Origin of the sequence: Acetobacter conturbans, assembly GCF_011516755.1 — a bacterium.
Taxonomy (GTDB): domain Bacteria; phylum Pseudomonadota; class Alphaproteobacteria; order Acetobacterales; family Acetobacteraceae; genus Acetobacter; species Acetobacter conturbans.
The window spans coordinates 24,604-42,394 of sequence record NZ_WOSY01000010.1 but is presented as its reverse complement, the minus strand read 5'-3'; the positions used below and the strand labels follow the sequence as shown (position 1 = coordinate 42,394).

Annotated in this window: 17 protein-coding genes and 2 tRNA genes; 14 read left to right on the top strand and 5 right to left on the bottom strand. The window is 54.3% G+C overall.

Features of this window, described 5'->3' with window-relative positions; all coding sequences use genetic code 11:
- Nucleotides 1-14: 14 nt before the first annotated feature.
- A complete protein-coding gene (locus GOB81_RS11300; RefSeq protein ID WP_173570530.1) occupies nt 15-1,160 on the bottom strand; it encodes a GumK N-terminal domain-containing glycosyltransferase in 1,146 nt (381 codons plus the stop codon).
- Nucleotides 1,161-1,338: 178 nt separating this feature from the next.
- Between GOB81_RS11300 and GOB81_RS11295 the strand changes: the two genes are divergently transcribed.
- The 3 genes from GOB81_RS11295 to GOB81_RS11285 all read left to right on the top strand — a co-directional run bounded on the left by GOB81_RS11295 (nt 1,339) and on the right by GOB81_RS11285 (nt 3,309).
- Complete coding sequence (locus tag GOB81_RS11295; protein ID WP_173570529.1) at nt 1,339-2,355, top strand: glycoside hydrolase family 5 protein; 1,017 nt, start codon at nt 1,339-1,341, stop codon at nt 2,353-2,355.
- Nucleotides 2,356-2,538: 183 nt separating this feature from the next.
- Nucleotides 2,539-3,024 carry an Hsp20 family protein gene (locus tag GOB81_RS11290; protein WP_173570528.1) on the top strand — a complete coding sequence of 162 codons (486 nt, stop codon included), beginning with the start codon at nt 2,539-2,541 and terminating at the stop codon, nt 3,022-3,024.
- A 36-nt stretch (nt 3,025-3,060) separates the two neighbouring features.
- Complete coding sequence (locus GOB81_RS11285) at nt 3,061-3,309, top strand: hypothetical protein (protein ID WP_173570527.1); 249 nt, start codon at nt 3,061-3,063, stop codon at nt 3,307-3,309.
- A 212-nt stretch (nt 3,310-3,521) separates the two neighbouring features.
- On the opposite strand, the gene glnA is transcribed toward GOB81_RS11285, so the two are convergent.
- Together glnA and GOB81_RS11275 are read right to left on the bottom strand one after the other, a co-directional pair.
- Nucleotides 3,522-4,967 carry a type I glutamate--ammonia ligase gene (gene glnA, locus GOB81_RS11280; RefSeq protein WP_173570526.1) on the bottom strand — a complete coding sequence of 482 codons (1,446 nt, stop codon included), beginning with the start codon at nt 4,965-4,967 and terminating at the stop codon, nt 3,522-3,524.
- 160 nt (nt 4,968-5,127) lie between these two features.
- Entirely contained in the window at nt 5,128-5,466 is a 339-nt protein-coding gene (locus GOB81_RS11275; protein ID WP_173570525.1) for a P-II family nitrogen regulator, read from the bottom strand.
- A gap of 277 nt (nt 5,467-5,743) precedes the next feature.
- Here GOB81_RS11275 and GOB81_RS11270 point away from each other — a divergent pair, with 277 nt between their 5' ends.
- Nucleotides 5,744-6,925 carry an aminotransferase gene (locus GOB81_RS11270; protein WP_173570524.1) on the top strand — a complete coding sequence of 394 codons (1,182 nt, stop codon included), beginning with the start codon at nt 5,744-5,746 and terminating at the stop codon, nt 6,923-6,925.
- Between the two features lie 64 nt (nt 6,926-6,989).
- Nucleotides 6,990-7,065, top strand: a tRNA-His gene (locus tag GOB81_RS11265).
- 515 nt (nt 7,066-7,580) lie between these two features.
- Here GOB81_RS11265 and GOB81_RS11260 read toward each other — a convergent pair.
- Nucleotides 7,581-7,964: an outer membrane protein assembly factor BamE gene (locus tag GOB81_RS11260; RefSeq protein ID WP_173570628.1), complete on the bottom strand. Its 384-nt coding sequence runs from the start codon at nt 7,962-7,964 to the stop codon at nt 7,581-7,583.
- A 484-nt stretch (nt 7,965-8,448) separates the two neighbouring features.
- Between GOB81_RS11260 and GOB81_RS11255 the strand changes: the two genes are divergently transcribed.
- The 4 genes from GOB81_RS11255 (at nt 8,449) to GOB81_RS11240 (ending at nt 13,610) form a co-directional block, all read left to right on the top strand.
- On the top strand, nt 8,449-8,745 hold the full coding sequence (locus GOB81_RS11255) for a hypothetical protein (protein WP_173570523.1): 297 nt from the start codon (nt 8,449-8,451) through the stop codon (nt 8,743-8,745).
- Between the two features lie 228 nt (nt 8,746-8,973).
- The gene (locus tag GOB81_RS11250; RefSeq protein ID WP_173570522.1) at nt 8,974-10,194 is read left to right on the top strand and encodes an NADP-dependent isocitrate dehydrogenase; all 1,221 of its coding nucleotides are present in this window, start codon (nt 8,974-8,976) and stop codon (nt 10,192-10,194) included.
- Nucleotides 10,195-10,239: 45 nt separating this feature from the next.
- Nucleotides 10,240-11,250 (top strand): transglycosylase SLT domain-containing protein, encoded by a 1,011-nt coding sequence (locus tag GOB81_RS11245; RefSeq protein WP_173570521.1) that lies wholly within the window; start codon nt 10,240-10,242, stop codon nt 11,248-11,250.
- A 134-nt stretch (nt 11,251-11,384) separates the two neighbouring features.
- Entirely contained in the window at nt 11,385-13,610 is a 2,226-nt protein-coding gene (locus tag GOB81_RS11240) for an amylo-alpha-1,6-glucosidase (RefSeq protein ID WP_173570520.1), read from the top strand.
- Between the two features lie 39 nt (nt 13,611-13,649).
- Here GOB81_RS11240 and GOB81_RS11235 read toward each other — a convergent pair.
- A tRNA-Val gene (locus GOB81_RS11235) sits at nt 13,650-13,724 on the bottom strand.
- A 244-nt stretch (nt 13,725-13,968) separates the two neighbouring features.
- Here GOB81_RS11235 and GOB81_RS11230 point away from each other — a divergent pair.
- Genes GOB81_RS11230 through GOB81_RS11210 form a run of 5 tightly spaced genes read left to right on the top strand, consistent with a single transcriptional unit; the run spans nt 13,969 to nt 17,750 of the window.
- Entirely contained in the window at nt 13,969-15,045 is a 1,077-nt protein-coding gene (locus GOB81_RS11230) for a hypothetical protein (protein ID WP_173570519.1), read from the top strand.
- Nucleotides 15,046-15,096: 51 nt separating this feature from the next.
- Nucleotides 15,097-15,639, top strand: a complete 543-nt coding sequence (locus GOB81_RS11225; RefSeq protein ID WP_173570518.1) for a phage baseplate assembly protein V — start codon at nt 15,097-15,099, stop codon at nt 15,637-15,639.
- Between the two features lie 17 nt (nt 15,640-15,656).
- Nucleotides 15,657-16,013: a phage tail protein gene (locus tag GOB81_RS11220; RefSeq protein ID WP_173570517.1), complete on the top strand. Its 357-nt coding sequence runs from the start codon at nt 15,657-15,659 to the stop codon at nt 16,011-16,013.
- Nucleotide 16,014: 1 nt separating this feature from the next.
- Nucleotides 16,015-17,157 (top strand): baseplate J/gp47 family protein, encoded by a 1,143-nt coding sequence (locus GOB81_RS11215; protein WP_173570516.1) that lies wholly within the window; start codon nt 16,015-16,017, stop codon nt 17,155-17,157.
- Nucleotides 17,158-17,171: 14 nt separating this feature from the next.
- Nucleotides 17,172-17,750 carry a hypothetical protein gene (locus GOB81_RS11210; protein ID WP_173570515.1) on the top strand — a complete coding sequence of 193 codons (579 nt, stop codon included), beginning with the start codon at nt 17,172-17,174 and terminating at the stop codon, nt 17,748-17,750.
- The last annotated feature ends 41 nt before the right edge of the window (nt 17,751-17,791 follow it).

Genomic DNA, 17,791 nt, shown 5'->3' with positions numbered 1-17,791 from the left:
GCATCGGTAAGTCGTTACGGCGCCTGCATCTTCCCGGTTTCCTGTTCGGGGAAGATGCGGTGTTCCGGGAAGCGCTGAGGTGAAAGTAGTCGGTCAACCACCTCGGCCCATGTAGGCAGCTCGAGTGAGATGGCCTCTGTGCATGCCAGAGCGTCGCGAATGGCTGCGAGGATGGAGGCTTTGTCGCCGGGGGTGTACCCGAAGCGGCCTTTTTCATCCCCTGCCGCGAATTCCGGGCAGACAGCGGGTTTTCCGAAAAAGGCGAACTGCTTCAGTTTGAGCGATGTATCCAGCAGGTAGCGCGGGGTATCGGCGCTCTTGTAAGGGGCAATCCCGAACGCGCAGTTCTGCACATAACCGAGGGTCTCTTCGAACGGCATCTCGTCATGGACGATGATGTTCGGGCGTTTCTCGAGAGCTTCTGCCGGACGACCCGCACCGATGACATGAAAATCCAGGTCGGGAAATGCCGGGGCGGCCATATTGAAAAAGTTCACGTCGAACAGCATCGAGCCGATGGAGACACAGGCTTTGCGGTCCTTGAAGGGGGAGGGACGTGGCCGTTCCATCAGCTCCCGGTCGATGCCTTGCGGTGCGAAAATGGAATTTCGGGCGTGGGGCATGCCGTCCAGCAGCAGGCGCGAGGGAAGGCGGACGAGGTCGATTTTATCGAAGTTCCGCGTGAAATCACGCTGGATGGTCTGGGCGGCCCCCACCACGGCGAGGTCATCGGAAGCAAGATAGACGATCTTTGCTTTCGGATTGAGGCGTTTTACGTCCGCGACGTAGATCGCCGCCATTCCGGATTCGATGAAGACGGTGTCGGCCTCCTGAATCCAGCGTTTCAGGGTGGCGGGCATTGTCCGGCGATAGAGGAGGAACATGGCCTCTTCGAGAGGCCGAAGGCGTGGGTTCATGAGACGGAACGGATGCCAGGCCCAGCGCTGGAGGTAACATTCCACGCCGTTGACGATCTCGACCCGATTGGCCCGGTCACGGAGATCCAGACGTGTGTCCCCGCGATGTTCGGACAGACGGCTGAGGCCGGTGGAGTAAAAACGGACATGACCCCGCTTCGCCAGTTCACTGGCAATGAAATGCACGCTGGCCTTGCGGCGTGAGCGGAAGTCATGCACCGAGAGAACGAGGAAATTGGCCATGAAGAGTTCTCTCCGTTTATCGTAAGCCGCGCTGGGGCGTCCCGGTTTTGGTCGCGGGAGGATAATCGTCATTCCTTACGCGATGATCAACGGGGCAAAAGGAGAACGGGAGCGGGATGGAGCCGGTGACCCGCTAGTATTCGCATCCAGCTAACCATTCTTTGGTCAGGAAATGATGATGAAACCTCTTATTTGCGGATTCGCGACTGTTCTCGGGGTTGCATGTGGGACGGCGACATCGGCCTGGGCCGAGCCTCTTCCCGGCATCAATCTCGAGGGAGCGGCTTTTGGCAGCGGGAAAATTCCCGGTCGGGATAACTGGGATTACATGTTCCCGAAAAAAGACGAAATCTCATATTACACCGGCCACGGCATAAAATTTTTTCGTCTGCCGTTCCTTTGGGAGCGGTTGCAGCCGGAGCTTTTTGCCGGTCTTGATCCGAATTATCTTGGGCATATCCGGGATTTCGTCGCGGATGCGAAAGCTGCCCATGCCACCGTCATTCTCGATCTGCATAATTACGGCCAGTATCACGGCGCGCTGATTGGATCGGATACGGTCCCGGTCACGGCATTCGTGGATGTCTGGCAACGGCTCGCCCAGGTTTTCGGACGGGACAGGTCCGTGGTCTTCGGTCTGATGAACGAGCCCAAGCAATCCTCCGCGCAGGAATGGGCGGCGATCGAGCAGCAGGTCATCAACGCCTTGCGGGCGAAGGATGTGAAGAACACGATCTCCGTGTCGGGGATACAATGGGATGGCGCGCATAATTTCCCGCAGGTGAATGGTGAGGCGCTCGCTGGCCTTCACGACCCCGGAAAGGCCATGATCTTCGAGGCGCACCAGTATTTCGATCGGGATCACTCCGGCACCTCGCCTGACTGCGTGCCGGTGGATCAGGTCGTTGGCCGCCTCTCTCCCTTTACGGACTGGCTTCGGGCCCACCACGCGAGAGGATTGCTGGGAGAGTTCGGTGTCAGCGGCAACGAGGGCTGTCTCGCGGATCTGCGGGCGGCCCTCACGTTTGTCGGGCAGACGGCGGATGTCTGGTATGGCTGGACCTACTGGGCGGGTGGCCCGCTCTGGGGCAACTACATGTATTCGATCGAGCCTTCAAAGGATGGAACCGAAAAGCCGCAGATGACGGTTCTGAAGGATTTCATGGGGAAAAAGCAGGGACACTCTCCGCGCTGACAGTAGAAAAACGGCAGTTTTCCTTAGCTGCCGTCGTCTTTGGCGACGAGAAGAAAGTGCGCGCGTCGGAGGTGCGGAGGGTGGGGGCTCTTGCAACTGGGAGTAGGTGGTCCATATGTTGAACCAACGCCGGTTGCCTCAGTGGGGCTGGCGCAGGTGTCTCGCTCACTGGAGGAGGCTGACATGTCAGGAAGAGTTTTTGGTTCACCGATGTTTCTTGGATTCGATCATCTTGAGACGATGCTTGAACGAGCGTCGAAATCATCAGGCGACGGGTATCCGCCGTACAATATCGAGCAGATCAGTGCATCGGCGCTGAGAATCACGCTCGCCGTTGCCGGGTTCACGATGGAAGACCTGCAGATTACGCAGGAAGACAACCAGCTGGTCATCCGTGGCCGACAGTCCGAGGATTTGCAGGGGCGTGTCTTTCTCCATCGGGGGATTGCGGCACGTCAGTTCCAGAAATCCTTCGTTCTTGCTGAAGGAATCGATATCGGCGGAGCGTGGCTCGATAACGGGCTTCTGAACATCGACCTCTTTCGGCCGGAACCTGAAGTCCGCGTGAGACGTATTGATATCAAGAAAGGTGCGGTCGCTCGCCCTGTTCCGGGTGACGGAGTGGTGGAAGCCACACCGAGGACAGTGCGCACGATAGGCGAAGACTGACCTCATCTCTTGATGCATGCAATGTGAGGAGTGGATATGCAGAACAAAGCAACAGAGAACGCCGCTCTCGCAAACGGCGCGATCGACATCCGCAAGCTGACGGATGCTCAGTTCCTGACGCTAGGCCTGCCCAATCTGGTGTATGTCCGAAAGGCGTCTGAATTCGGAGAGGACGTGTTCGCTCTCTACGCGGCCAACGGGCAACTCATGGGCACGACGGAAGATTGTGACATGATGCGGGCGGCGATTGATGAGCATGCGCTGGTGGCTGGCATGCTTCACTGAAGTCTTTCATGTGAGGACGCCGTCATGACCCCGAAGGGAGCATCCGTCAGATGCTCCCTTTTTTATTGGGATGACTGCGGAAGCCATTGCTCTGTGCGGATTGATGGTCATGGAAAACGAAAAAACGCGACCCGAGGGCCGCGTTTTCCGTTTCTTCGATCAGGTGGAGAAAACTGCCGCCTGACCGAAGGGATCGTTTATCGCGAAAGCGATCAGACCGAGTAATACATCTCGAACTCGACCGGATGCGGCGTGTGCTCGAAACGATACACGTCTTTCCACTTCAGTTCGATGTAGCTCTCGATCTGGTCCTTCGTGAACACGTTGCCTGCAAGCAGGAAGTCGTGATCAGCAGCCAGAGACTCAAGGGCCTCACGCAGCGAGCCGGCAACCGTCGGGATCTGCTTCAGCTCTTCCGGCGGCAGGTCGTAAAGATCCTTGTCCATGGCGTCGCCCGGATGGATCTTGTTCTTGATGCCGTCGAGGCCAGCCATCAGCATTGCGGAGAATGCCAGATACGGGTTGGCGGTCGGATCAGGGAAGCGAACCTCGACGCGCTTCGCCTTGGGGCTCGTCGCATACGGGATACGGCAGGAAGCGGAACGGTTGCGGGCGGAGTAAGCCAGCAGAACCGGTGCTTCGAAGCCCGGGATCAGACGCTTGTAGGAGTTGGTGGACGGGTTGGTGAACGCGTTCAGCGCCTTGGCGTGCTTGATGATGCCGCCGATGTAGTAAAGCGCCGTATCGGACAGATCAGCATAACCGTTGCCAGCGAAAGTCGGCTTGCCGTTCTTCCAGATGGACTGGTGAACATGCATGCCCGAACCATTGTCGCCGAAGATCGGCTTCGGCATGAATGTTGCCGTCTTGCCGTAGGACACGGCCACGTTGTGCACGCAGTATTTGTAGATCTGCATGAAGTCGGCCGAGCGAACCAGCGTATCGAACTTGGTGCCGAGTTCGTGCTGGGACTGTGCCACTTCGTGGTGATGCTTTTCGATCGGCAGGCCCATTTCGCCCATCGTCGTCAGCATTTCAGCGCGAAGGTCGTTTTCGCTGTCCACTGGCGCGCAAGGGAAGTAGCCGCCCTTTACACCCGGACGATGACCGAGATTGCCTTCCGGATATTCCTTCAGGGAAGCATCGGGGCCTTCAATGCTGTCGAGCTGATACTTGCCGTAATTCGGGCCCGTGCCGAACTGCACGTTGTCGAAGACGAAAAATTCAGCTTCAGGACCGAAGAATGCCGTATCGCCAAGACCGGTGGACTGGAGATACTGCTCAGCCAGCTTTGCGGTGGAGCGCGGGTCACGATTGTAGAACTGGCCGGTGGCCGGATCGACAATGTCGCAGATCAGGATGAGCTGCGGCTTGGCGGAGAACGGGTCCATGACGGCCGTTGCCGGATCCGGCAGCAGCACCATGTCGCTCTCGTTGATAGCTTTCCAGCCACCAATCGACGAACCATCGAACATGAAGCCTTCGGTGAAGGTGTCTTCCTCGATCGTCGTGATGTACTGGGTCGTATGGTGCCACGTTCCACGCGGATCGGTGAAGCGCAGGTCGACCAGCTCGACGGAGTTTTCCTTGATCAGCTCAAAAACCCGGGAAACTGCCTCAGCCGACGCCTTGGTCGAGCTGGTTTCTTTTTTCGCCATAGTGCCTCTACCTGACTGTTAGCGCCGCCAAAGCGGCCACCAGATTTGCGGTTCCACCCTCCGGATGCCGGAGCCGGATCGATACCGCACCGAAACTTTGTGTCCTACGAGGGACGGAGTGGCAAGCGGGAACATGTCCGACCGCTCGCGCAAACATCCTTCAGATCGCGTCTCCGCCACGCTCGCCCGTTCTGATCCGCACCGCGTCCTCGACAGGAATGATGAAGATCTTTCCATCACCGATGCGGCCCGTGCGGGCGGCGTTGGTGATCGCCTCGACCGCGCGTTCCGCCATCTCATCGGGGCACACGACCTCGATTTTCATTTTGGGCAGGAAGTCGACGATATATTCAGCACCACGATAGAGTTCAGTATGACCCTTCTGGCGACCGAATCCCTTGGCTTCGATGACAGTGATGCCCTGAAGACCCAGTTCGTGAAGCGCGTCCTTCACCTCGTCGAGCTTGAACGGCTTGATGATAGCCTCGATCTTCTTCATATCCGCGTTGTCACATCAGTTCTGTTGCTGCGTAATCGCATCTCGTTTGCGAACCGACAACCTTTGGCTGCGGTGCGCCAATAGAGTTGCACGGGTTAGCCTCGCGGGCAATCGGGTTGACTCCGAAATAATTGGCGTCCGACGGGCAGATGCGTGCGAAACAGGGGGTGATTGACGGCGTGAGAGGAGAACGGCTTAGTTTCGCTCTTCTGAGCAAGTTGCTCGCGGCAGGCGCGGGCAGCCCGTCCGTTCCCGCTCAAGCATCCCCGGAGTGCCCGTGAAGCCCCTGAACCATCAGCTTGCGAAGCTGCCGACGACCATCTTTACGGTCATGTCCGCATTGGCGACAGAGCATGGCGCGATCAATCTCGGTCAGGGATTCCCGGATACGGAAGGTCCTGCGCACCTTGTCGAAGCCGCCTCCGCTGCCCTGCGTGACGGGCGGAACCAGTATGCTCCTTTGACCGGCCTGCCAGAACTGCGCGAAGCCGTGGCCCGCTCCAACGCCCGTTTCTACGCTCTGGATGTCGATCCGGTGCGCGAGGTGGTCGTCACGTCCGGTGCTACCGAGGGCCTGGCCTCGTCGCTTGCCGCCCTTCTCAATCCCGGTGACGAAGTGGTGGTCATCGAGCCCGCATACGACACTTATCTGCCGATGATCCGCCTTCTCGGGGCCGTGCCCAGACTCGTGCGGCTTACACCACCGGAATGGTCCCTTCCGCGCGAGGCGCTGTCAGCCGCTTTCGGGCCCAGGACGAAGGCGATCATCCTCAACTCTCCGATGAATCCTACGGGGAAGGTGTTCACGCTGGAAGAGCTCCAGTTCATCGCCGAGCTGGTGGAGCGCCATGATGCCTATGCTCTCTGTGACGAGGTCTATGAGCATCTGACGTTTGGTGCCCGACATATACCACTCATGACGTTGCCCGGGATGAGGGATCGCTGCATTCGGGTTGGCAGTGCGGGCAAAAGTTTTTCCATGACCGGCTGGAAGGTGGGGTACCTCACTGCACCCGCCCAGCTTGCGGCTGTGATCGCGAAGGCTCATCAGAATCTGGCATTCTCCACCGCACCGAATCTTCAGCGTGCTGTGGCCACAGGGCTCGATCAGGATACAGCCTATTTCGACACGCTTTCGTCCGACATGAAGTTGCGGCGGGATATTCTGGCCTCCGGGCTGCGGGCTCTTGGGTTCGGCGTGCTGCCCTGTGATGGCACTTACTTCCTGACTGCCGATATTCGCGGCACGGGCAGTCTGGCCGATCCATTGGAAACTGATCTGGAATGGAGTCGCCGCCTGAGTGTCGAGGCCGGGGTGACGGTTATTCCGGTTTCCGCCTTTTACGATGAGAGTGGGGAAGGCGCCCCCAGGCATCTCGTGCGGTTTGCTTTCTGCAAGCAGCCTGTGATTTTGCAGGAAGCTCTTACACGGCTGGAAGCCTGGTTGGGTCAGGGATAGAAAAAGGTAAAGGTTCCTGTTGACGTACCGCCTCTTTTTTCTCTATTAGCTGCCCCGCTGTGTGGCGGACGTAGCTCAGTTGGTAGAGCGCCGGTTTGTGGTACCGGTTGTCGCGGGTTCAATCCCCGTCGTTCGCCCCAGCATTTTTATTCCCATGAAAATCAATGCGTTTGAGAGATACAAAGAGCGGACACTGTGACTGTGCGTCATGGGACCCAGCGTCACATCAAGAGTCGTAAAAACTGTGCGGACGCCTCTGCCCGGAAATTGGTATCGAGGACGTGCGGAACGTCACCACGCGAGGCTGGCTTTTATGCCCGCTATCATTATCTCGAAAGGGCCGCTGGCATGATGTCGGCAAGGCCCTGACGGCCCGCACAGGGCAACGGCGAGACATCATCAGAACACACAGGGGGCCCAGAACCTTCAATAGGCTCTGAGACGTCGTGATGTGGCATTTGAGGCCATACGGCAGGCAATCAATCAGGCCGCCCTTGAAGCCTCAGAGTTTGCCCAGCGTGTTGTGGGGTGATCCAGAAGTGCCGTCTTGTGAACTGCGACGAAAAGCGTATCGACGCTGCCAAGGATATGATCCACGCGGCGGTGGATGCCACATGCTTCGTCGATACGCTCATTTTCGAGTGGTCGAAAATTCTTAGAAGAGACCGCCAGCCTGTTTGACGGCAGAAGCACTCATGGCGTGGTGCCAGACAACATTGCCGTTGTAAATAATGGTGAGTGTCTTCTCTGTGCCGTGGCTGCTTTGGTGCAAATCACCATAAACAGGAATGAAATTCGCGGCATCTGAAGAGGCGTTGGTGAAGCTGTATTTCCACTGCTCGTGCCCGCTGTCAGTGAATGACACAGCGGCAGGATCGCCGAACTGGCTTCTTACCTGTTCTTTTGTCGTGACGCCGTCCTGAATTTTTTGATCAATGCTGGCGCCGGTTTCGTTTTTAATACTTTCATTGCCGCCCGATGAGCATGCTGACAGGGAAACCAAAGCCGTCAGGGCTATTGCTGAGGTAAGTCCATACATTTTACGAAGCATTCTATTATCCTTAACTGCGATATTACCTAAAGAACGGTCTACATTTCATTTTGTAACAATAGCGAGCAGAATGCAACGCTGCCGTCAGGCGAGATGAAACCATGCGCCTATAAACAAGACGCGGCACAATGCTGCTTCACCAATATTCAGAAAACGTAAATTCAGGCCGGCTTTGGGTAAATGGAGTGCTGTGTTGAAATGCCGCTTGGTTATTTGCTGATCTGTTCAGTCATATTTCTATGGGTACATGATCATAACAGAAATTGAATCAGTTGTTGAATTTTTATATCGAGAAAATAATATTTATATTTAAAATACATTAAACTCAAGAGAAAATTTTATGTAAAAATAATATGGCGTGTATGTGGGAAAAACACAATTTTATTATTGAAAATAACGGCAGCGTTACTTGCTGAGTTGTCCGGGGTTCTTGCACGGTTGGACCATCATCCAACCAATCCGGAGATGTTTCATGAAAAATATTCTTGCTTCTCTGTGCGTGCTGGCCACCATGAGCAGTGCGGCCTTTGCTGACGATGTGAAGGTGCATTCCCGTGACAGGGCCGTTCAGAACGTCAGTGACCGAAGCGTGGATAATCAGAGGTCTGTGAGCCCAACTGGGAATGCTGCATGCGTGAAAGTCTGGGTGAACCTGCAAACGCATGTTTATCATCTGCCTGGCAGCTTCTGGTATGGCGCGACGCAGCATGGGAAATACATGTGCATGCAGCAGGCCGTCGCTGCCGGGAATACGCAGGCGATGTTCTGATGAATAAGGTCGGCTGGTCCCTTGCATCCAGAAACTGCGTTCCTCACGCGTGAGTGAATGAGGTGCGGGCCAGTTCATACGCCGTTTGTATGACTCCTATCGCAAATGTGAGGGGAAAAGCCGGGAGCCTCCGTTGGGTGGCCGTGTTGTGCGTGTTAGGGCGATTGCCTGTTCGCGTCACAACCAGTGGCGTGTTCCGCAAGATCATCAGAGGAAACACATCTCGTCATGGCGAAAATAAAGGTCAAGAATCCTGTCGTGGAACTCGACGGCGACGAGATGACGCGCATCATCTGGCACTTCATCAAGGAGCGCCTGATTCTGCCGTATCTCGATATTGACCTGAAATACTATGACCTAGGCATCGAAAACCGCGACAAGACGGACGATCAGGTTACAGTGGAAGCGGCTGAGGCAATCAGGAAGTATCGCGTAGGCGTGAAATGCGCGACCATCACGCCGGACGAAGGCCGCGTGACGGAATTCGGCCTCAAGAAGATGTGGCGTTCACCCAACGGCACGATCCGCAACATCCTTGACGGCACAATCTTCCGCGAGCCGATCATCTGCTCCAACGTGCCGCGCCTCGTGCCGCACTGGAGCAAGCCTGTTGTTATCGGCCGGCATGCTTATGGCGATATTTACCGTGCCGCCGAGACCAGAATTCCCGGTCCCGGCAAGGTGACGCTCAACTACGTTCCGGCGGACGGTGGCGAGCCGCTGGTGCTCGACGTGCATGATTTCGACGGGCCGGGGGTGGCGCTAGGGATGCACAACACCCTCAAATCGATCGAAGGATTTGCCCGCGCATCGCTCAGCTATGGTCGTGATCGTAAATTCCCGGTCTACCTCTCGACCAAGAATACGATTCTCAAAGCCTATGACGGCATGTTCAAGGATGTCTTTCAGGAGATTTACGACAAGGAATTCAAGGCCGATTTCGAAAAGCTGGGGATTACCTATGAGCATCGCCTGATCGACGACATGGTCGCCTCAGCCCTGAAATGGGAGGGCGGGTATGTCTGGGCCTGCAAGAACTATGATGGTGACGTGGAAAGCGACATCGTCGCGCAGGGGTTCGGCAGTCTCGGTCTGATGACGTCTGTGCTGCTCGATCCGACAGGAACGATCGTCGAGTCTGAGGCGGCTCACGGCACGGTTACGCGTCATTACCGGGAGCACCAGAAAGGGCGTCCGACCAGCACGAACCCCATTGCCTCGATCTATGCGTGGACGCGTGGACTGGCCTATCGCGGTCGTTTCGATGACACGCCGGAGGTGGTTAAGTTTGCCGAGACGCTTGAGCGTGTCTGCGTGGAAGCGGTGGAGGGCGGCGAGATGACGAAGGATCTGGCGCTCCTCGTCGGTAAGGGCACGAAATGGCTCGATACACAGCCCTTTCTTGATGTGATCGATGCGCGTCTTCAGAAGGCTCTCCATATCGGGTGAGCATCTGCTAACCCTTGATTAGGGAAAACGCCGCATCTTGCCCGGATGCGGCGTATTTTTTTTCTCGTAATGGGGGCGCTTGCCCTGCCTGTTTCACAGGCGTGGGGCGAATCTCTGCTGGCCGGTTCCGTCGCGCCTGCACGGACAAATGTCCTTTCCGGCATGCGCCCTGCCAACGGGATGGGGTCGTCCTCGCCTGTGATGACGCTCCAACGCCCATCCGGCGCGATTTCCCCTGCGGATGCCCGTCTTTGTTCTTCAGCGATTCTGATGGCGGAGCGGTCCCAGCATATTCCCGATCAGTTTCTTGTTGCCATGGGGCGCGTGGAAAGCGGGCGGCATGTGAACGGCGAACTGGTGCCCTGGCCTTGGACGGTCAACGCGCAGGGTAAGGGATACGTTTACGATACCAAGCAGCAGGCGGTGGAGGCCGTGAGGGCATTTCAGGCTCAGGGCATCCGTTCGATTGACGTGGGGTGCCTGCAGGTCAATCTTTTGCAGCACGCCGATGCCTTTCCGTCGCTCGACGCCGCTTTTGATCCTGTGACGAATGCGCTTTATGCCGCCCGGTTTCTGAATGAACTGTTCAGCAAGACAGGTAGCTGGCCCCGCGCTGCTGCTGCATATCATTCCTTCACGCCGGAAATAGGCACTGCCTATCAATGGAAAGTGCTGGAATCGTGGGCGATGCCGTCCGGGGTGATGGGGCCACGTTCCGGTTCTCCGGGGACTGGTCGGGCAGTGGCTCATGTCAGTCCGCTGTCTCCCATGACGCAGCCTGCTACACCGTATGTCACGGCCAGTAGCGCGGCGGCTTCGCTGTCGGCGATGGGAGGCGGGGGTGGCGCGGCGGCGGCAGGCGGTGCTGGTGTGGCCAGTGGCGGAGTGTCTGGCTCACCCGCAGCCACGTCGTTTCATCCGGCTGTTCACGGATACTCTCCGCCGCCGTCACGTCCGACGATGTCCGGCGGCAATGGGGGCCATTCGCTCGCATTTTACAGGGCTAACCCTGTGCACGCCATTCGCTCCGCGATGATCATGCCGTCACGTTTCTAGACCTTCTTCGCTGCACTGCCGATTTTTTGCGGTCGTGCCTGCGACGATTGCGTGTGTGACGCGTTAGGACGTCTGAAGATCTCTATCGTCAGTTTCGTCCCGACAGCACGACCATCTGTCTAGGAGCGCGCGCCATGGATGTACAGCGAGAAGATCCCCCGCCGGAAAAGCTGGAAGTCGGCGAAAATCCCCCGCAAACGCTTGATGACAGCATGGCGTTGACGCTGGCGGGAAATGCCATCCTGTCCAGTCGGCGGCTGCATGCGCTCAAACAAGGCGACCTTTTTGGTGTGTTCGATCAGACTGGAGACATTCTGTGGGGACAGGATATTGCCGACGGGCTGTATTATCGTGACACACGTTATCTGTCGGGGCTGATATTTCGCCTCGGAGATCAGCGGCCGGTGCTGCTGTCATCGGTTGTGCGTGAAAACAACATCATGCTGTCCGTCAATTTGACGAACGAAAGCTTGCAGCTTCGGGATGGTTCCCGGCTGGGTCATGATCTTCTGCATGTATTACGATCCCGGTTTCTTTGGAACGGGAGTTGTTTCGAGCGGATCGAAATCCGAAATTTCGATGTGAAAACGCACGACGTTCAGTGTGATTTACGGTTTTTCGCCGATTTTGCGGACCTTTTCGAGGCGCGTGGCATGAAGCGGGATCATCGCGGAGAAAGTCTGGAACCGGAAGTGGACGGGGATACGGTCACGCTCAGATACAAAGGGCTGGACGATCATCTGCGCACGACGCGTTTGCGCTTTTGTCCCACTCCAAAAACTCTTAGTTCCGATCGTGCGATATTCTCTTTTACGATCAAACCGGGTCAGAAAATCCTGATTCATCTGGAAATTCAGTGCGATCCGACAGAGGAGCACCCTCAGCCTCCCCCCAGGGCTTTTCTGGAAGGGGCGGTGCAGGCTCGCCGTGCGCTAAGACGCAGTTCATCACGCGCATCAGCCATCGCGTCATCGAATGAAGCTTTCAACGAAGCTATTCGCCGCTGTATCTGCGATATTTACATGCTGGTGACTGATAAAAAGACGGGACCCTATCCTTACGCGGGAGTGCCCTGGTACAGCACCGTGTTCGGGCGTGACGGGCTGATCACGGCTTTGCAGACACTGTGGATTGATCCAGAGATCGCCAAAGGTGTTTTGCAATATCTGGCGATGAAACAGGCGGAAAAGGAAGATCCGGCGGCAGATGCGGAACCCGGCAAGATTCTGCATGAGGTGCGGCTGGGTGAGATGGCGGAACTGGGGGAGGTGCCGTTCCGGTGTTACTATGGTTCCATTGATTCCACGCCCCTCTTCGTCATGCTGGCTGGTGAGTATCTCGACAGGACAGGCGATGTGGGAACGCTCAGCCAGCTCTGGCCCAATATAACCCGGGCCATCGACTGGATCGAACGCTTCGGGGATCGTGACGGTGATGGATTTGTCGAATATGAGCGGCGCACCAAGGAAGGGCTTGCCAATCAGGGGTGGAAGGACAGTTACGACAGTATTTTCCATGCGGATGGCACGCTGGCTGTCGGGCCGATCGCGTTGTGCGAAGTGCAGGCCTACGTCTATGCCGCCCGGCGGGCTGCTGCGAATATAGGGCGGCGGCTCGGTCAGATTGCCTATGCAGCGTATCAGGACGAAAAAGCCGCTGCCCTTCGCGTCGCCTTCAATGTCAAATTCTGGAATGAAGAACTGGGCACCTATGTTCTGGCGCTTGATGGGCAGAAGCACCAGTGTGTTGTCCGGTCCTCAAACGCCGGGCATGTTCTACTGACGGACATCGCGCCTGTGGAACGGGTGGAATGTGTTGTCCGGACGCTGATGCGCAGGGACTCATTTTCCGGCTGGGGGATCAGGACCATTCCGGAAGGGGAAGCGCGCTACAATCCGATGGCGTATCACAATGGATCCGTGTGGCCGCATGACAACGCTCTCATTGCGATGGGATTTGCCCGGCATGGTTATCGTGCCGAGGCTGCCCGTATTTTCGAGGCTTTGAATGACGCGGCTCTCTACTCGGATCTGAGGCGGCTGCCTGAACTCTTCTGTGGCTTTACTCGCAGTCGGGCGGAAGGCCCCGTGCGGTATCCGGTCGCCTGTTCACCGCAGGCGTGGGCGGCCGCCACGCTCCCGGCATTGCTTCAGGCGGTGCTGGGGCTACAGTACGATCCGGGGAATGTGGCGGTGCAGTTCCTGCGCCCGACTCTGCCGCAGTCAATTGATGAACTGACGCTTTTCAATCTGGCGGTCGGGGGGGAAAATCTGACGGTTCGGCTGGTCCGGGTGGGACGAGAGGTCGCGATCAATGTTGTGGAGAGATCGCGTTCCATCCGCATGCAGATCATAAACTGACCTGAGCACGACAATCACGTGACATGACAAGTAAGACCGTGGTGGGTGCGACAGGGATTGAACCTGTGACCCCCGCCGTGTGAAGGCGATGCTCTACCGCTGAGCTACGCACCCGGCCTCAGTGGCTCTGCTCATACCGAAGACATGCCGGGGAGGCAAGGCTCAAAACGTCCCCCATGGCGATTTTGTCGAAAGGCTATGTTTGTGAGAACGGGGAACCTCGGCCGTGGCCTGCGATCAAACGATCAGAGTTTGATGCTCTGTCCTGTAAGGGAGGCGTGGGAGGGATCGTTCTGGAATTACTTGTGAGCCACATAGGGGACAGATAGTCAGAAAGAAATAATTTTCAGCGATTTATATGTCATCTTTCCTTTCCGATTTATCGAGTGTTCCATCCGCGATTTCATCGCAGGTCATCATTACTGATGGAGTAGGTAATTCCTTTATTCCGCAGCATGTGAGGGTCACTCAGTCCCGTATGGCGGAGGCCAGCACTTTCGAGGCAACGCTCTCTCTGGCGCAGACGTTACAGACTATTCCATTATTTGATAGTGGCGCGACGGTCAGCATTTATGTGGGAGTTTCGGAAACAGGAAAGATAGAAGATTATAGCAAGACAAAAATTTTTTCTGGAGGTGTGGATAAGTCCCGTTTCAATGTGTCGGACAGAACGCTTCGCATGTGGGGAAGAGACTGGTCATCGAAGTTGATCAGTTATGAACTTGCGGGTCATTCTTTCCTCAATATGACGGGTTCCGATGCGATTTCATATCTGGCGGAACAGGTCGGTCTTGAGGCGGACGTAGATAGCACGACTGGATTTATCGGACAGTTTTACCAGTATGAGCATAAGGCGCACGGATTGTCGGGTATGCATCGCTATCAAACGGCATGGGACTTATGTGTGGGTATCCAGCGTGATTATGGCTATGATTTATGGGTGGATGATCAGACGCTGCATTTTAAACAACCTGATACCAGCACGAACCTGATCAGTCTGACTTGGAACGGGAACAATGGAAGTCAGAATTTTTCATCAGGTCCGATACTTGATCTGACGCTTTCCCATGATCTTTTATATGCAGACAGTATTTATGTAGTCATTTCATCATGGGATGCCCGTCAGAAAATCACTCATACGGCTTCTTATCCGGAAGGTGTGACTACAGGACAGGCATTTAATTTTACAGCACCGGTAGGAACGACTACTGATCAATGTAAGATTCTGGCTCAACAAAGATATAGCGAAATTGTAGCGCATGGGAAAACGGTTGAGATTCATCTCCATCCTTCTGTAAGTGTTTCCACGCGCCAGTTAGTCAAGTTGACGGGAACAAACACATCTTTTGACTCTGTGGTTTATACTGTTGATCAGGTGGTAATAGACTGCACAGATAATTCCATATCAAAAGCTGTTCTTACGCGTCCACGATAAATTTGTTGCCTAAAATATTTCAGTGACGTTTTCTCAAACGGGACATTTAGAGTGAGTCAGTTACGTAATTCTCTTGATATGTTGATTCATGCCCATACAAATCGGATCGGTCGGGCCAGGTTCGGTATTGTAAGTGCTGTCGATCATGAGAATGGTTTGATTAAGATAAGATTGCAGCCAGAAAATACTGAAACGGGCTGGATTTGTGATGCCGCTCTCTCTGTTGGAACGGTTACGATCTATGCGCCCTCTGAGGTGGGAGCGCATGTATTCGTCGATACGCCTCACGGGGATGGTGATAATTACGTTGTTGTAAGCAGAATTTTTGATTCATCAAGTCTTCCTGAATCATTTTCATGTCTGGATGGTCAGAAGGTGTCGGTTGGACAGATGGGCATTAAGGCAGGGAATGTGGAGCTGGTTGTTGATGAGAGTGGATTGAATATTGTTTCTGACATAAAAATATCTGGGAATGTGACTATTACGGGAGAAGTTTCCGTTTCGGGAGATGTAAAGGCTTCGGATATTTCTCTTGTGAACCATGTGCACGGAGGGGTGAAATCCGGTGCTGATGAAACAGGTTCTCCTCAATAAATTAAGCGATATGCATTATGTCTGACATTTATCATATATTTGGTTATGACCTAACAGTTTCATCGGATGGTGATCTCGATCTGGCTACGGGTTCGGATATTGGGAAGCAGAGAGTTACACGCAGGCTGGCAACGAATCCCGGAGATTATATTTTTTCTCTTGATTATGGTGCTGGGTTGCCAGCCCGGATCGGTAACACTGATACATTGTCGGACATCAGTGCTGTTATTTTGCAGCAGATGAAACTTGAAACATCTATTTCACAGTCACCAACTCCAGTCGTCGAAATGTCTGATCTTGGATATGGGAATAGAAAAATAAACATCAAATATTCTGATGCGGATACGGATCAGACTGTGTATTTGGAATTATGAGATGAACTTATCACTCCAGAATTTTTCTACTATCGTTTCAAATTCATGCTCTGTAGCGCAAAGTTCCTGCTCCTCACTCGTGAATTTTGCAGCCGGATCTGTGGTGCGTGCCCTGTTCGAGGCAAATGCAACTGTGGCATTATGGTTGCAATACCTCATTCTACAGGTTTTGTCTGTAACGCGGTTATCGACTTCTTATGGAACTGATGTTGATAGCTGGATTGCACAATTTGGCATGACACGTTTGAGTGCGGCAGCCGCGACCACGACAGAAACTTTCATCAGCCTTTCTCCCAACTCCTCATCAGCGATTGTGCCGGTCGGGGCGATTGTAAAGTCATCAGATGGGAGTGTGCTATTTTCAGTGGTGAAAGATAGTACGAATTCCAACTGGTCTGAATCATCAGTAGGTTATATTCGTCAGCAGGGAGTGGCTTCCATCACTTGTCCTGTCGTTTGTACGGTCGCTGGAACCACTGGAAATGTGATGTCTGGTGTGCTGAATATTCTTGGAACACAGATTTCCGGAATAGACACGTGCACAAATGTTGCAAGCATCAGCAATGGCTATGATGAAGAAAGCGATGATGCTGTCAAGGCTCGTGTCAATCTCTGGTTTTCGTCGCTGTCATCTGCGACATTATCCTCGATCGAATATGCAATATCAAGTGTTTCATCAAGCATAGTTTATCAGGTCATAGAAAACAGGGATGTAGATAATTCCTATCGTCCAGGATTTTTTTATGTCGCGATTGATGATGGGTCGGGTGATATATCATCTGATATGCTCAGTGCTGTTCAGGCTTCTATAGAAGAAAACAGAGCCTGTGGCGTTGAATTTTCAGTGATCCGCGCCAGTGTTGTATATGTGGCGATTGTGGTTCCTATTGTTGTGAAAACGGGCACTGATACGTCATCAATCCAGACAAGTATTACGAACAGTATTTCTGACTATGTCAATGGTCTGGCTGTCGGATCTGTGTGTAGTTATACGAAAATTTCAAGTCTGGCTCTTGAGGCTGTGGAAGCTGAAGTGGATTCCATGGGAGTTGTAACCGTCAACCAGTCTTCTGGAGATGTGGGTGGAGAGGTTGGTTCTGTCGTGCGTGTGCAAACTATCAGTGTATCCGTTTCTTATGATTGATTGTCGAGGATAAGATGGCTACAGGCGATTTAAACGACATTGCTAGTCGTATTCGGGCTGTTTTGCCGCAGCCTTGGTTCCCTGCTGTGTCGGACAGCAATACACCTGTTCTCGACGGAGTGCTGGCTGGTCTGGCATGGCCTTGGGCCATGATGTACATGATGCTGTCATATGCGAAGAATCAATCGCGCATTGATACCAGTAGTGGAAATTTCGTTGATTTTGCTGCACAGGATTATTTTGGTGCTACGCTTCCGCGCGTCAGTGATGAGACTGATGCCTCTTATATCGCCCGTATCAAAGAGAATTTTTTCACCAAGAGAAATACAAGGCCAGCTTTTGATGGAGAAATGGCAGATCAGACTGGAATAGTCAGTGTCCGGGAACCGTGGAGAGCCAGTGATTGTGGTTGTTATGGTAATGCAACCTATGCAAATCAGGCCGCGCGTTATGGATCGAGGACATCCGCTGGTTGCGTGTTTGTTGAAGTGAGTGAGAGTGCAAATATAAGCTCTCTGGCGGCGACATTTATTTCCATAAAATCAGAAGGTATAGACGTTTTTCTGGTTCAGGATGTGTCTGCATCATCGTAAATGAGTAATGTTTTTCTGTTTGTCGACAAACAGGGTTACTA